Annotated in this window: 12 protein-coding genes and 1 pseudogene; 8 read left to right on the forward strand and 5 right to left on the reverse strand. The window is 70.5% G+C overall.

What is annotated here, in order from left to right; translation table 11 throughout:
• The first annotated feature begins 136 nt into the window (after positions 1-136).
• The 5 genes from R6V09_RS10715 to R6V09_RS10735 all read left to right on the forward strand — a co-directional run bounded on the left by R6V09_RS10715 (position 137) and on the right by R6V09_RS10735 (position 5,350).
• Positions 137-955 (forward strand): heme ABC transporter ATP-binding protein, encoded by an 819-nt coding sequence (locus tag R6V09_RS10715; RefSeq protein ID WP_317881132.1) that lies wholly within the window; start codon positions 137-139, stop codon positions 953-955.
• A 161-nt stretch (positions 956-1,116) separates the two neighbouring features.
• Positions 1,117-2,253: an iron uptake system protein EfeO gene (gene efeO, locus R6V09_RS10720; RefSeq protein WP_317881133.1), complete on the forward strand. Its 1,137-nt coding sequence runs from the start codon at positions 1,117-1,119 to the stop codon at positions 2,251-2,253.
• Between the two features lie 9 nt (positions 2,254-2,262).
• On the forward strand, positions 2,263-3,525 hold the full coding sequence (gene efeB, locus R6V09_RS10725) for an iron uptake transporter deferrochelatase/peroxidase subunit (RefSeq protein ID WP_317881134.1): 1,263 nt from the start codon (positions 2,263-2,265) through the stop codon (positions 3,523-3,525).
• A gap of 3 nt (positions 3,526-3,528) precedes the next feature.
• Positions 3,529-4,401 (forward strand): iron uptake transporter permease EfeU, encoded by an 873-nt coding sequence (gene efeU / locus R6V09_RS10730; protein ID WP_317881135.1) that lies wholly within the window; start codon positions 3,529-3,531, stop codon positions 4,399-4,401.
• Positions 4,361-5,350: a hypothetical protein gene (locus R6V09_RS10735; protein ID WP_317881136.1), complete on the forward strand. Its 990-nt coding sequence runs from the start codon at positions 4,361-4,363 to the stop codon at positions 5,348-5,350. Before efeU ends, R6V09_RS10735 begins: the two co-directional genes overlap by 41 nt.
• 47 nt (positions 5,351-5,397) lie before the next feature.
• Here the strand turns inward: R6V09_RS10735 and R6V09_RS10740 are convergent, their stop codons facing one another.
• The 4 genes from R6V09_RS10740 to R6V09_RS10755 all read right to left on the reverse strand — a co-directional run bounded on the left by R6V09_RS10740 (position 5,398) and on the right by R6V09_RS10755 (position 9,792).
• Positions 5,398-6,135, reverse strand: a complete 738-nt coding sequence (locus R6V09_RS10740) for a bifunctional DNA primase/polymerase (protein WP_317881137.1) — start codon at positions 6,133-6,135, stop codon at positions 5,398-5,400.
• Between the two features lie 144 nt (positions 6,136-6,279).
• Positions 6,280-7,266, reverse strand: coding sequence for a small ribosomal subunit Rsm22 family protein (locus R6V09_RS10745; protein ID WP_317881138.1), 987 nt, complete (start codon positions 7,264-7,266; stop codon positions 6,280-6,282).
• 112 nt (positions 7,267-7,378) lie between these two features.
• The gene (locus tag R6V09_RS10750) at positions 7,379-8,554 is read right to left on the reverse strand and encodes a serine hydrolase domain-containing protein (RefSeq protein ID WP_317881139.1); all 1,176 of its coding nucleotides are present in this window, start codon (positions 8,552-8,554) and stop codon (positions 7,379-7,381) included.
• Positions 8,506-9,792, reverse strand: a complete 1,287-nt coding sequence (locus R6V09_RS10755; RefSeq protein ID WP_317881140.1) for a multidrug effflux MFS transporter — start codon at positions 9,790-9,792, stop codon at positions 8,506-8,508. Before R6V09_RS10755 ends, R6V09_RS10750 begins: the two co-directional genes overlap by 49 nt.
• 96 nt (positions 9,793-9,888) lie before the next feature.
• Between R6V09_RS10755 and R6V09_RS10760 the strand changes: the two genes are divergently transcribed.
• Positions 9,889-10,887 carry a Gfo/Idh/MocA family protein gene (locus tag R6V09_RS10760; protein ID WP_317881141.1) on the forward strand — a complete coding sequence of 333 codons (999 nt, stop codon included), beginning with the start codon at positions 9,889-9,891 and terminating at the stop codon, positions 10,885-10,887.
• Between the two features lie 89 nt (positions 10,888-10,976).
• Positions 10,977-11,135, forward strand: a pseudogene (locus R6V09_RS10765) (3-oxoacyl-ACP reductase); the annotation flags it as partial.
• 219 nt (positions 11,136-11,354) lie between these two features.
• Here the strand turns inward: R6V09_RS10765 and R6V09_RS10770 are convergent.
• A complete protein-coding gene (locus R6V09_RS10770) occupies positions 11,355-12,536 on the reverse strand; it encodes a D-alanyl-D-alanine carboxypeptidase family protein (protein WP_317881142.1) in 1,182 nt (393 codons plus the stop codon).
• 275 nt (positions 12,537-12,811) lie between these two features.
• Between R6V09_RS10770 and R6V09_RS10775 the strand changes: the two genes are divergently transcribed.
• On the forward strand, positions 12,812-14,072 hold a 1,261-nt coding region (locus R6V09_RS10775; protein WP_317881143.1), incomplete at its 3' end, for an ABC transporter permease.

A 14,072-nucleotide genomic window follows, 5' to 3' on the forward strand; every position in this document is an offset into this window, starting at 1 on the left:
CCCGCCAACTTGCCTCCGCCCACCACCTCTCCTCCTCCCGCCAACTCCCCTCCGCCGCAACGGCGTCCAGCCCCCGCGGACCATCCCGGCGGTGCCGAACAGCGCCGCCTATCCCCCACCCGCAAGGAGCCCGCGCATGAGACTCCTCCGTAGCCGCCCCGAGCCCCCCACCCCCGCCGAACCGGGCGACATCCTCGCCGAGGCCGAGGACCTGCACGTCCGGCTCGGGCAGCGGGCCGTTCTCCACGGGGTCTCCGTGCCCGTCCGCGCCGGTGAGGTGCTTGCCCTCGTCGGGCCCAACGGGGCAGGTAAATCAACGCTGTTGGGGGCGTTCGCCGCGGATCTCCCGGCCGCCGCCGGAGTCGTACGGATCCACGGCCGGCCCGCCACCGAGTGGTCCGCGCCCGAACTCGCCCTGCGCCGGGCCGTACTTCCCCAATCGGCCACGCTCTCCTTCCCGTTCACGGTCGAGGACGTCGTACGGATGGGGCGGGCACCGCACACCTCCTCCCCCGCCGAGGACGATCTCGCCGTGGCCGAGGCGATGGCGCGGGCGGAGGTCACGGACTTCGCGCTACGGCCGTTCTCCGCGCTCAGTGGTGGTGAGCGGGCCCGGGTCGCGCTCGCCCGGGTGCTCGCCCAGCGCGCGCCGCTGCTGCTGCTCGACGAACCGACCGCCGCGCTCGACCTCCGGCACCAGGAACTGGTGCTGCGGCTGTGCCGCGAAAGGGCGCACGCGGGGGACGCGGTGGTCGTGGTGCTGCACGATCTGGCGCTGGCCGCCGCCTACGCGCACCGGGTCGCGATCCTGCGCGCCGGTCGTGTCGCCGCCGACGGTCCGCCACGTGACGTTTTCACCGAGGAGTTGCTTTCGGACGTCTACGACCAGGCAGTTGAGGTCTTCCCGCATCCGCGCACGGGGGCGGTCGTCGTGACTCCACGCCGCCCTGCTTGACCATTCCTTGACCACCTCTTGGCACGCGTTTTCCGCCGGCGAGATCAAGCCGTGTCTGTGATTTTTCTGTGGGCAGTGAATACCCACCCGGGCGGGTATGAGTGAGGTAAGCCTCAGGTAAGTTAGGGCAGCCTCACCACACTCTCCCGCTTGGAGCCTGCATGCGTGCCGTCCGACTTCCCGTCGTCACCGCTGTCGCCGCCGCGGCCGCACTGACCGCCGTCACGGCGTGCACCGCGAAGAGCGACGCCAAGGACGGTGCCGCGATCCAGGTGACCGCGGCCGACTCCAAGTGCACGACCTCGACCAAGTCGATCCCGGCCGGACAGGTCACGCTGAAGATCGAGAACACCGGCTCGAAGGCGACCGAGGTCGAGATCCTCTTCCCGGACGACCGGATCGTCTCCGAGAAGGAGAACATCGGGCCGGGCACCAAGTACACGCTGACCGCCGAGGTGAAGGCGGGGGCGTACGAGATCGCCTGCCGGCCCGGTATGAAGGGCCACGGTGTGCGGCAGAAGCTGACCGTCACCGGTGGCTCGGTCGCCAAGCGCGACCCGAAGCTGGACGCGGCCGTCGCCGCCTACCGCGAGTACGCGCAGGAGGAGGCCGACGCGACGATCCCGAAGGTGGAGACCTTCGTCAACGCCATCAAGGCAGGCGACATCACCGCGGCCAAGAACGCCTACGCGCCCTCCCGCGTCGGCTGGGAGACCACCGAGCCGATCGCCGAGTCGTTCGGGGACATCGACCCCAAGACCGACACCCGCGTCAACGACCTGGAGAAGGGCCAGAAGTGGACCGGCTGGCACGCGCTGGAGAAGGCCCTGTGGGTGGACAAGAAGGTCGGTACCGAGCAGAAGGCCCTCGCCGATGAGCTGCTCACCGATCTGAAGGACTGGCAGAAGCGGGTCGGCAAGGCCGAGATCACCCCGACCTCCATGGCCAACGGCGCCAAGGAGCTCCTCGACGAGGTCGCCACCGGCAAGGTCACCGGCGAGGAGGACCGTTACTCGCACACCGACCTGAGCGACTTCAAGGCCAACGTCGACGGCGCGCGGAAGGCGTACGAGCTGCTGAAGCCGGTCGCGCAGAAGAACGACGCGGCGCTGACCACCGAGCTGGACAAGCAGTTCGCCGCGATCGACACGCTGCTCGACAAGTACCGCTCGACCACGACCTCGGACGGCTTCGTGTCGTACGACAAGGTCACCAAGGACCAGCGCAAGGAGCTGTCGGACGCGGTCAACGCCCTTGCGGAGCCGCTGTCCAAGCTCGCCGCCGCCGTCGTGAAGTAGGGGACCACCATGGCCGAGACCCCGAAATCCGAGAGCCCGTCCCGCCGTTCGCTGATCGGCTGGGGCGGTGCCGGGCTCGCGCTCGGTGCCGTCGCGGCCGGTGGTGCGGTGGCGATGACCCGGGTCGGTGAGGACGTCGATCCGGCGGGCGCCGACACCGGTGCCGCGGTCGCCTTCCACGGCGCCAACCAGGCGGGCATCGCCACGCCCGTGCAGGACCGGCTGCACTTCGCCGCGTTCGACGTGAAGACCGACGACCGCGCCGAGTTCGTACAGATGCTGAAGGACTGGACGGCCGCCGCCCGGCGGATGACCGGCGGGCTCGCGGTCGGCGACGGGGCCTACGGCGGGCTCGCCGAGGCGCCGCCGGACGACACCGGTGAGGCGCTGGGGCTGAAGCCCTCGCGGCTGACCCTCACCATCGGCTTCGGGCCTTCGTTCTTCGAGAAGTTCGGCCTTGAGGACGCCCGCCCCGAAGCGCTCGTCGACCTTCCGCAGTTTCCCGGCGACAACTTCGACAAGTCCCGTACGGGCGGCGACCTTTGCGTCCAGGCCTGTGCCGACGACCCGCAGGTCGCCGTGCACGCGATCCGCAACCTGGCCCGGATCGGCTTCGGCAAGGTCGCCATCCGCTGGTCCCAACTCGGCTTCGGGAAAACGTCGTCGACGACCCCGGGAGCCCAAACGCCCCGCAATCTCATGGGGTTCAAGGACGGCACCCGCAACATCGCGGGCACCGAGACGGACCGGCTGAAGAAGTTCGTGTGGGTCGACGAGGGGGATGTCGCCAAGAACTCGGCCTGGATGACCGGGGGTTCGTATCTCGTCGCCCGGCGCATCCGGATGAACATCGAGACCTGGGACCGGACCTCGCTGCAGGAGCAGGAGGACGTCTTCGGCCGCGACAAGGGCGAGGGTGCGCCGGTCGGCAAGGCGAAGGAGCACGACGCGCCGTTCCTGAAGGCGATGAAGCCCGACGCGCACGTCCGGCTCGCACACCCCGACTCCAACGGCGGGGTCACCATCCTGCGCCGGGGCTACTCCTTCACCGACGGCACCGACGGCCTCGGCCGTCTCGAAGCGGGCCTCTTCTTCCTGGCCTACCAGCGCGACGTGCGCAAGGGGTTCATCCCGCTGCAGCGCAGGCTGTCGGCGACCGACGCGCTCAACGAGTACATCCAGCACGTGGGTTCGGCGGTCTTCGCCGTCCCGCCGGGCGTCCGTGACAAGGACGACTGGTGGGGCAGCACGCTGTTCTCCAAGGAGGCGTGACCCGTGTTCTCCAACTATCTGATCGCGCTGCGCGAGGGCCTCGAAGCCAGTCTCGTCGTCTGCATCCTGATCGCCTATCTGGTCAAGACGGACCGGCGGGACGCGCTGAAGCCGATCTGGATCGGCATCGCCGCCGCGGTGCTCATCGCGATGGGCTTCGGCTGCGCGCTCGAATTCGGCTCCCAGGAGATGACGTTCAAGGCGCAGGAGGCGCTCGGCGGTTCGCTGTCGGTCATCGCGGTCTGCCTGGTGACGTGGATGGTGTTCTGGATGCGGCGCACCGCCCGGCACCTCAAGGCCGAACTGCACGGCAAGCTGGACGCGGCCCTCGCGATGGGCACCGGCGCGCTGGTCGCCACCGCGTTCCTCGCCGTCGGCCGCGAGGGCCTGGAGACCGCGCTGTTCGTGTGGGCGTCGGTGCACGCGGCGAGCGACGGCACCCCGCGCCCGCTGGTCGGCGTGGGACTGGGCCTGGCCACGGCCGTGTTGCTGGGCTGGCTTTTCTACCGGGGCGCCCTGAAGATCAACCTCGCCAAGTTCTTCACCTGGACCGGCGCGATGCTGGTCGTCGTCGCGGCGGGTGTACTGGCGTACGGCGTCCACGACTTGCAGGAGGCCGACTGGATCCCGGGGCTGACGAAGCTGGCCTTCGACATCAGCGACACGATCCCGCCGGACAGCTGGTACGGCACCCTCCTCAAGGGCGTCTTCAACTTCCAGCCGGACCCGACCGTCCTACAGATCACGGTGTGGCTGCTGTACCTGATCCCCACGCTCACCCTGTTCTTCGCCCCGGTAGGGTTCGCCTCCGGGAAGGGGAAGGTGAAGACACCTGATGAGCAGGGATCGCAGCCCTCGAAGGCTCCGCAGGCTTGACCGGCGCGTACTGATAGCGGCCTCGGTGACCGCTTTGTCGCTGACGGCGAGCGGGTGCGTGGTGGTCCACGGGGAACGCGAGGTCCTCCCGGCCACCACCCGCGCCGAGGCCGCCAAGGCGCTCCAGCAGTTCACGACCGCGTACAACGCGGCGGACAAGGCGTACGACAGCTCCCTGGACGCCGCTCATGTCACCGGCGCGCTCGGTGACATCGACGCGGCGCGGCTGAAGGCGGGGCACACCAACTATCCGTCGGGCAACCCCAGTTACTCGCCGCTGGAGCTGACGGACGCGAAGTTCACCATCCCGAAGAAGGCCGGCTGGCCGCGCTGGTTCCTCGCCGACACCGCCGCCAACAAGGGCGGCAGCGCCCGCTGGCTGCTGGTGTTCACGCGCAACGACCTGTCCGAGCCGTGGCAGGTGGCGTATCTGACCCTGCTCGCGCCCACCGCCGTACCGAAGTTCAGGACCGACAAGGACGGCTGGGCCGAGGCCGTGCCCATGAACTCGGCCGAACTCGCCGTCGCGCCCGGGGACTTGAGCCGGCGCTATGTGACGTATCTGAAGAGCGGCGGGACGGACTTCGCGGACGGCACGCACACCAGCGCGTGGCGCGCGGACCGCGAGAAGGCCACCAAGCCCGGTCTGGCCGTCCAGTTCCTCGACGAACCGCTGACGAACGGCGACTACGCGCCGCTGGCGCTGCGCACCGCGGACGGCGGGGCGCTGGTGTTCTGCACCACGCGCTACTTCCAGAAGGAGACCGCGGCGACGGGCACCTCGGTGCCGGCCCAGAACAAGGACGTGCAGGCGCTGACGACTGGCGCCGTGCAGCAGTCCCTCACCCTCCAACTGGTGTCCAACCAGGTGGCGTTGGACCCGAAGCGGGGCGGCAAGGTGTCGGTGCTGGGCCGGATCGAGGGGCTGACCTCCGCACAGGGCGGCTGACGGCTCAGGCGGTCAACAAGCCCTGGCGGTCGACCAGCCCTTGATGGTCAACGACCCAGCGGCCAGGCCGCGTCCGCCTGGTCCGGCTCCGTGCCGGCGTGGCGGGCGCAGGCGTCCGTGAGGGTTTCGAGGAGGGTCAGCGGGTCGGGCAGGGGATGCTCCGGGCCGCGTACCCAGTGCACCGACTGGTTCTCGCCGGGGAGTTGGGCCGGGGGTACGAGGACGTAGGACCCGCGGCAGTGCCAGCGCAGCCCCGGGTGTTCGTCCATCGTCTCGGGGTGGCAGTCCAGCTCGCACGGCCACCACTCGTCCTCGTCCTCGGGGGTGCCGCGGGTGAGGGTGAAGAAGAGCATCCGGCCGTCGTCACTCGCGGCGACGGGCCCGACCTCGATACCGGCCGCGAGCAGTCGCTCCAGCGCCTCGCGCCCGACCTCCAGGGGGACGTCGAGGACGTCGTTGACCATGCCGGTCGCGGTGATGAAGTTGGCCTGCGGCTGGTGGCGGGCCCAGCGCTCGATCTGCGCGCGGTCGGTCGTGGACTGTGTCTGCCAGGCGAACGACACCGGGTGCCGGGCGGGTGTGGGGCAGCCCACACGGTCGCACGAACATCGATAGCCCGGGGCCGGGTGCGCGGCGGGCGCGAGCGGCAGTCCCGCTCCGGCGGCGGCGAGCAGCAGCGCCTCGCGCCCACTGCCGTCGGCGGCCTCCTCCTGCGGGCGGCGTCCGCGCAGCCACGAGGAGAGTCTGCCCTGCCGACCGGTCCGGCCACCGAACGTCGCGCTCATCTATCTCCTCGCCTCGCTGTTGTCGCCCTGCTTGTTGTACGGAGAACTTCCCCCATGGTCGCACCATCGCGCGCCCCGGGGGGCGGTACCCCACATGTGGGGTGGGTGGGACGAGACACACGTGTGGCACTTTCAGCGAAGCTGTCACACTTTTTCCGGCCAGGGGTCCCCCCAGCTCGCGTCCCGTGCCGCCTTGTACAGGTCGCCGTGGCGTTTGGTGACCGTCGTCCGGCGCAGCTGCTCGTCGGTCTCGCAGAGGTCGAGGAGCACCTGGCCCTTGCGGATCTGCGGACGCCGTACGATCCGGGCGGGGGCGGGTTCGACGGGCAGACGGGTGGCGGCGACGTAGCTGAACTTCTCGTCCTCGTACGGCAGGGAGCCGCCCTTGACCTGCCGGTGCAGGGAGGAGCGGCTGACCCGGGCCGAGAAGTGGCACCAGTCCTCGCCGGGGACGATCGGACAGGCGGCGCTGTGCGGGCAGGGGGCGGCGATGTGGAACCCGGCGCGGATCAGCCGGTCCCGGGCCTCGATGACGCGGGCGTAGCCGTCGGGGGTGCCGGCCTCGACGATCACCACGGCCTGCGCGGCGGACGCGGCGGCGTCGACGAGGGCGGCGCGGTCGGGGACGGTGAGTTCGTTGAGGACGTAGGAGACGGTGACGAGGTCGGTGGCGTCGAGGGCGAGTGCCGAGCCGATCCGGGCCCGCCGCCAACTGGCGTTCCGCAGGCCCGGGTTGGCGGTGGCGAGCTCTTTTCCGAGCGCGAGTGCGGGTTCGGCCCAGTCGAGTACGGTCACCGGGCGGTCGCCGGACCAGGTGGCGGTGACGGCCCAGGTCGCGGCGCCGGTACCGCCGCCGACGTCCACGTGTCCCTGCGGGGCCCAGTCGGATACGGCGTCGGCGAACGCGTCCAGCGCGGAGCGCACGGCTTCGAAAGTCGCCGGCATCCGGTAGGCGGCGTAGGCGACGACGTCCGCACGGTCTCTGAGGATCGGGGCGTCGGTCGGGGTGGCACCACGGTACTTGCCGATCAGGCGTTCTACGGCACCGGCGGCCTGCCTGGGCGGAAGCCCGCCGAGCAGCGCGGCGAGCGCGGTACGGAGGGTTTCGGCCGGGGTCACGGGGTCGTTCACCCGCCGATTCTAAGTGGCCCGGGGCGGGTGCCGCCGTCCCTGGGGACTCCGCCCCCAGACCCCCGGGCCCATGCCCGCCCACCACCCGACTCGGGTGTTGAAACAGCTCGCCTCAAAAACCCCGTACCGCCCGCGCCACCCGCGTCCCCGCCGCCGCCCGCGGCCCACTGTCCGCCCCTCTCCTCCGCGGATGCACGGTGTTCGCCAGCAGCACCAGAAACGTGTCCGTCGCCGGATCCAGCACCAGCGACGTCCCCGTGAACCCCGTGTGCCCCACCGCTCCCCGCCCCGCCAACTCCCCCATGAACCAGGCCTGATCGACCTCGAAGCCCAGCCCCGGCGGGGTCAGCAGCAACTCCACGAAGTCCGCGCCGAGGATGCGGGCGGGACCGTAGGAGCCGCCCGCGAGCAGGGTGCGGCAGAACACCGCCAGGTCGCGGCCGGTGGAGAACAGGCCTGCGTGACCGGCCACGCCACCCAGCGCCCACGCGTTCTCGTCGTGGACGACACCCCGGAGCATCCCCCGGTCCGCCTTGGCCCACGGGCGGCGCTCGTCCTCGGTGGCCGCCGCGCCGGGGCACGGGCCGAAGTCGGTGGACGTCATGCCCAGGGGGCGGGTGATGCCGTCGTGGACGAGGACGTCGAGGGTGCGTCCGCTGACGCGTTCCAGGACGAACTGGAGCAGGAGCAGGTTGAGGTCGGAGTACAGATGGGTGCCCGCCTCCCCCACCGGTGCCTCCGCCCGCAGCATCGCCAGGCGTTCCGTGTCGTCCGCGCAGTCGTACAGCGGGAGTTCGGGGCGCAGGCCGGAGGTGTGGGTGAGGAGCTGGCGGACGGTGATGTCGTACCGGGCGGCGGCGCGGAAGTCCGGGAGGTAGGCGCCGACGCGGGCGTCGATGCCGAGGGTGCCCCGCTCGATCTGCTGCATGGCGGCGACGGCCGTGAACAGCTTGGTGAGGGAGGCCAGGTCGAAGGGGGTGTCGACGGTCGTCGGGACGCGGAAGGCGGGCGGGAGTTCGACGCCCCGGTCGGTCTCGGGGTCGTAGGCGGAATACCGTACGGCCCAGCCGGCCGCCTCCTCGACGGCGATCACCGGGCCGCGGCCGGCGACCACGACGGTGCCCGCCGCCCAGGGGCGGTCGCCGGTGGTGAGGTCGTGGACCTCCCGGATCAGGTGACGGAGTTCCCCGGGGTCGAGGCCCGCCCGTTCCGGTGTGTCGCTGCGCAGTCTCGGGGCGCTCAGCTCCCCACTCCCTCCGCGTTCGTACGGGTGTTCCAGGGACGGCACATTCCCACGAAGCAGGCCACCGCCACCAGTGCGGCCACCAGCTGGACGACGGCCATGGGTACGGCGGTGTGTTCGCCCGCGATACCGACGAGCGGGGAGGCCACGGCCCCGATGAGGAAGGAGGAGGTGCCGAGCAGGGCGGAGGCGGAGCCGGCGGAGTGCCGGGTGCGCATGAGGGCGAGGGTCTGGGCGTTGGGAAGGGTCACGCCCATCGCGGACATCAGGACGAACAACGCCGTGGCGACCGGTACCAGGCCCACCTCGCCGAAGGCTCCCGTCGCCATCAGCAGAAGGGCCGTGGCGGCCACGACGACCACCGCCAGGCCCGCGCCCAGCACCTTGTCCATGGAGACCCGGCCGACCAGCAGCTTGCCGTTGATCTGCCCGACCGCGACCAGGCCGACCGAGTTGAGGCCGAACAGCAGGCTGAAGGTCTGCGGGGAGGCGCCGTAGATCTCCTGGACGACGAAGGGGGACGCGGAGATGTAGGCGAACAGGGCGGCGAAGGCGAAGCCGCCGGTGAGCATGTAGCCCGTGAAGGGGAGGTCGGCGAGGAGGCGGCGCATGGAGCGCAGGGCCTCGCCGGTGCCGCCGACGTGCCGGTCGGCGGGCGCGAGGGTCTCGGGGAGCCGGGTCCAGACGAGCACCGCGAGGGCCGCCCCGACGAAGGTCAGGATGACGAACACGCCCCGCCAGTCCGTCACCCGCAGGATCTGGCCGCCGACGAGCGGCGCGACGATGGGGGCGACCCCGGAGACCAGCATGAGGGTGGAGAAGAAGCGGGCCATGGCCACACCGTCGTAGAGGTCGCGGACGACGGCCCGCGCGATCACTATCCCGGCGGCGCCCGCGAGACCCTGGACCAGCCGGAAGGCGACCAGGAACTCCACGTCCGGCGCGAACGCGCACAGGGCGGTCGCGACGACGTACACGGCGAGGCCGGTCAGCAGCGGGCGTCTGCGGCCCCATCTGTCGCTCATCGGGCCGACCACCAGCTGCCCCAGCGCCATCCCGGCGAGGCACGCGGTGAGGGTGAGCTGCACGGTCGCGGCGGGCGCGTGCAGCGCCCGGGTGACCTCCGGGAGCGCGGGGAGGTACATGTCCATCGACAGCGGCGGCGTCGCGGTGAGGCCGCCGAGGACGAGCACGACGAGGAGGCCGGCGCGACGGGTCGCATCGGGCGCCGACGGTACGGCGGACTGCGGCACGGCCGGTGCCTTCGCCCTCTGCTCGGACATGTGCCCCTCCCTCTGCGATGTCTCCGGGTGATCCGCCACCTATGCTCTCAGCTCGTACAAGGTGCCGAGGGTCTGGTGAACGAGGGTGGGGCCGCGATGACGGAAGAGAACGTGCGCTGGGGAGTCCTGGCGACCGGCGGGATCGCCGCCGCGTTCACGGCGGCGCTCGTCGATCTGCCCGACGCCGAGGTGGTCGCGGTGGCCTCGCGGACGGAGGAGTCGGCGAAGGCGTTCGCGGAACGGTTCGGGATCGAGCGGGCCTACGGCGACTGGGCCGCGCTGGCGCGGGACGAGGACATCGATGTCGTCTACGTCGCCACCCCGCACTCGGCGCACCGCGCGGCGGCCGGTCTCTGTCTGGAGGCCGGGCGGAACGTGCTCGTCGAGAAGGCCTTCACCCTGAACTCCCGCGAGGCCGGGGAACTCGTGACTTCGGCCCGCGAGCGCGGCAGCTTCCTGATGGAGGCCATGTGGATGTACTGCAATCCGCTGGTACGGCGGCTGAAGGCGCTCGTCGACGACGGCGCGATCGGTGAAGTCCGCACCGTCCAGGCCGACTTCGGGCTCGCCGGACCCTTCCCGCCCTCGCACCGGCTGCGCGACCCGGCGCAGGGCGGCGGCGCCCTGCTGGACCTCGGGGTGTACCCGGTGTCGTTCGCGCACCTGCTGCTCGGCGAGCCCGCCGACATCAAGGCGTCGGCCGTGCTGTCCGCCGAGGGCGCCGATCTGCAGACGGCTGCCCTGTTCTCCTGGGAGAGCGGCGCGCTGGCGGCGCTGCACTGCTCGATCGTCGGCGGTACGGGGACCTCGGCGTCGGTGACCGGTGCGCTGGGCCGGATCGACATTCCGGACGGCTTCTTCCACCCGGAGCGGTTCGTGCTGCACCGGGACGGCCGCGACCCCGAGGAGTTCGCCCTCGACCCGGCCGACGGGCCGCGCAACACGCTGCGGCACGAGGCGTCCGAGGTGATGCGGGCGCTGCGGGCCGGTGAGACCGAGTCGCCGCTGGTGCCGCTGGAGGGCACCCTCGCGGTGATGCGGACGCTGGACGCGGTGCGGGAGCGGATCGGGGTGCGGTACCCGCAGGAGGGGTGACGCCGGGTTCCTAAATGCGGGGTGTCGGTGCCGGCGCCCTGGGGGCTGTACCGATTGGCGCCGGTGGAGGAGCTGCCGTACGACGCGTGGCGGCGCTGCAGGCCAACGGGGTGGTAGCCCCGGAACCGGTGATGGATTTCGCGGATGTGGCACGCACGGTGCGGCACATGGCGGAGCTGCCGTTGGCGGCGAATGCGCAGTTCGCGACGGTGTTGGCGACCTCGATGCCGTATGTGGGCCGCGGCTGAGGCAAGTTGCACAAACGGAGTTTGACCGTCCGCACCATTGCGCCCGGTTACTGACTTATGCTCAACTCTTCTCCACCAAAGCTTCACAGTTGGGGCACTGAGCTTCCGCAGACCAAACCCGAGGGGGGAGGCGACAGTCGTTCCACTGCCCGGGTGGGGGTGGATCTCGCGTGGGACCGCGAGGTTTCGCACCGGGCGGTGGAACGGCTGTCGCACAGTTCAACTCCCGTCGTCCTCCCGGGACTTGGCCGCCGCTACGGCCGCCCGCCGCCTGCGCAGCGCGAACGCGCCGCCCGCGAGCACGACCACCGTTCCGGCCGCCCCCTCCAGCAGCCGCCAGGGCGAGGCACCGCCGTCCGACGACGAGGCCGACGCACCCGTGGCCCCCGGAGCCCCCTTGGCACCCTTCCCCGACGGTGTGGGGCTCGCGGTCGCGCCGCCCTCGCTCAGCGGATCGACCAGCGTGCCCACCGCCTGCGCCGAACTCCCCTTGCCGAAGCCCCAGTCGAGCAGGGCCTCGGTCTCCTTGTAGACCTCGTTGCCGCCGTTGGCCGGGTGCATCACCGTGACCAGGAGGGTGCGGCCGTCGCGGGTGGCGGCACCGGTGAAGGTGTTGCCGGCGTGGCTGGTGTAACCGTTCTTGACGCCGATCATGCCCTTGTACGGGCGCAGGCCGTAGGCCCCGGTGAGCAGGCGGTCGGTGTTCTGGATCTGGAAGGTCTTCTTGCCGCCGGCCGGGAAGTTCGCGGTCCTGGTGGAGCAGTAGGCGCCGAAGTCGTCGTCGTGCAGCCCGTGCCTGGCGAAGAGGGTGAGGTCGTACGCCGACGAGACCTGTCCCGGGTGGTCGAAGCCGTCCGGGCTCACCACATGGGTGTCCAGGGCCTGGAGGTCCTTCGCCTTGGCCTGCATCTCGGCGACCGTCTTCGCGATCCCGCCGTTCATGTGGGACAGCACATGCACCGCGTCGTTGCCGGAGCGAAGGAAGACGCCCTGCCACAACTGGTGCACGGTGTAGGTGATGCCGGGCTTGACGCCGACCATGCTGGAGCCGGAGGGGACGTCGGCGAGGTCGGCGTCGGTCACCCGGTAGGTCCGGGTCCGCTCGAACTTCCCCAGCACGGTGTCGGCGAACAGCATCTTCAGCGTGGACGCGGGCGCGAGGCGCTGGTGCGCGCGGTACGAGGCGAGCACCTCACCGGTCCTGTGGTCGGCGACGAGCCAGGAACGGGCGGTGAGCTTCTTGGGCAGACCGGTGGCACCACTCAGCTGGATCCCGTCGCGGGCCAGGCGCTCACCGCCTATCGCCGTCGCCGCGGACGCTGGAGTGGCCGCCGCCACGGGAAGGGCGGCGGCGGTCAGGCCGAGAGCGGCACGCCGGGTGAGCCGAGAGGAATCGCGCATCCCGGGACCGTACAAAATCGGGGCGGGGCGGTGCACGGCGGGGGTGGCGAAAAGACGTCGGGACGAAGACGCGGGACCCCATGTCAGCAAGTCATTGAACAGGGGTTTCCTGGCAGGAAGCCCTCCACAGCTTAAGAATGAGCTGTCTGACACAATTCTGATTTCGGGCCTCTTTTTCTCAGGCCAGACACATCCTTTACTCAGGTCGACTCAAAGGTTCCTCCATAGCTTGTGGCCGCGCCCACAGCGGGCGCCAAGAACCTTTGGGGAATGGGATGTTTGGCATCTATCTCAAGCGCGAGCTGAGCCGGCGCAAGAAGGCGGCCCTGGTCATCGCCATGGGTCTGGCGCTCGGTATCGCGCTGGTCATCACCGTGAACTCGGTGTCGGCCGGCATGAATCAGGCTCAGGACAAGGTCCTCAAGTCTCTTTACGGTCTCGGAACTGACATGACCGTGACCAAGGCGCAGTCGGCCCCCAAGGCCGGCAGCTCGCAGGGTCCCAGCTTCAAGTTCGGCGCCACCTCCTCCAGCAGCAGCTCGCAGAGCTCGGACCGGGTGAACACGCAGGGCGGTCAGGTCCTCGCGTCCTCCCTGGTCACCAAGGTCGGCGCGCAGAAGGGCGTGTCCACCGCGGTCGGCGCGCTCACGCTGAACGTCACCAAGGTCGACGGCTCCTTCACCCAGGGCAAGGCGAAGTCCACCACCACCTCCGGTTCCTCGCAGCAGCAGGGCGGCCCCGGCGGCGGTGGCGGAACCAGCAGCACCGGTGCGCCGCAGGTCCAGGGCGGCGGCGCCAACTTCAACGTGAACTCGTACTCGGTCGCCGGCATCGACGTCACCAACCAGACGCTCGGCCCGCTGTCCACGTCGAAGATCACCACCGGCAAGACGTTCACGACCGCGCAGACCAACGCGAAGGTCGCCGTCGTCAGCAAGTCGTACGCCAAGACGAAGAAGTACAAGGTCGGTTCGACCTTCAAGATCTCCAGCACCAAGTTCACGGTCATCGGCATCGCGACGCCCAACAGCAGCGAGTCCACGATCGACGTGTACGTGCCGCTGAAGCAGGCGCAGACGCTGGGCGACTCGAAGAACAAGGTCACCACGATCTACGTCAAGGCGACCGACTCCAAGCAGATCTCGTCCGTCAAGACCACCATCCAGAAGAACATCTCGGGTACGACGGTCACCACCTCCGCCGACCTCGCGTCCACCGTGTCCGGCTCGCTGTCCACCGCCTCCAACCTGGCGACCAGCGTCGGCAAGTGGCTGTCCATCGCGGTCCTCGTCGCCGCGTTCCTGGTGGCCGCGCTGCTCACCTCCTCCGCCGTGTCCCGCCGCGTGCGTGAGTTCGGCACCCTGAAGGCGCTCGGCTGGCCGAGCCGGAAGGTGACCCGCCAGGTCGTCGGCGAGTCCATGGTCAACGGTCTGATCGGCGGCGGCCTCGGTATCGCGCTGGGCCTCGCGGCGGCCTACACGGTCACCGCGATCAGCCCCAAGCTGACCGCGCAGCTCGGCTCCACCGGCGGCGGTG

This window comes from Streptomyces sp. W16 (assembly GCF_033194735.1).
GTDB lineage: Bacteria > Actinomycetota > Actinomycetes > Streptomycetales > Streptomycetaceae > Streptomyces.

Coding starts and splice junctions, on each gene's coding strand:
- R6V09_RS10755 (WP_317881140.1), bottom strand. CDS start 9,792: ATGTCCGAGCAGAGGGCGAAGGCACCGGCCGTGCCGCAGTCCGCCGTA.
- R6V09_RS10735 (WP_317881136.1), top strand. CDS start 4,361: ATGAGCAGGGATCGCAGCCCTCGAAGGCTCCGCAGGCTTGACCGGCGC.
- R6V09_RS10740 (WP_317881137.1), bottom strand. CDS start 6,135: ATGAGCGCGACGTTCGGTGGCCGGACCGGTCGGCAGGGCAGACTCTCC.
- R6V09_RS10770 (WP_317881142.1), bottom strand. CDS start 12,536: ATGCGCGATTCCTCTCGGCTCACCCGGCGTGCCGCTCTCGGCCTGACC.
- efeO (WP_317881133.1), top strand. CDS start 1,117: ATGCGTGCCGTCCGACTTCCCGTCGTCACCGCTGTCGCCGCCGCGGCC.
- R6V09_RS10715 (WP_317881132.1), top strand. CDS start 137: ATGAGACTCCTCCGTAGCCGCCCCGAGCCCCCCACCCCCGCCGAACCG.
- efeB (WP_317881134.1), top strand. CDS start 2,263: ATGGCCGAGACCCCGAAATCCGAGAGCCCGTCCCGCCGTTCGCTGATC.
- R6V09_RS10760 (WP_317881141.1), top strand. CDS start 9,889: ATGACGGAAGAGAACGTGCGCTGGGGAGTCCTGGCGACCGGCGGGATC.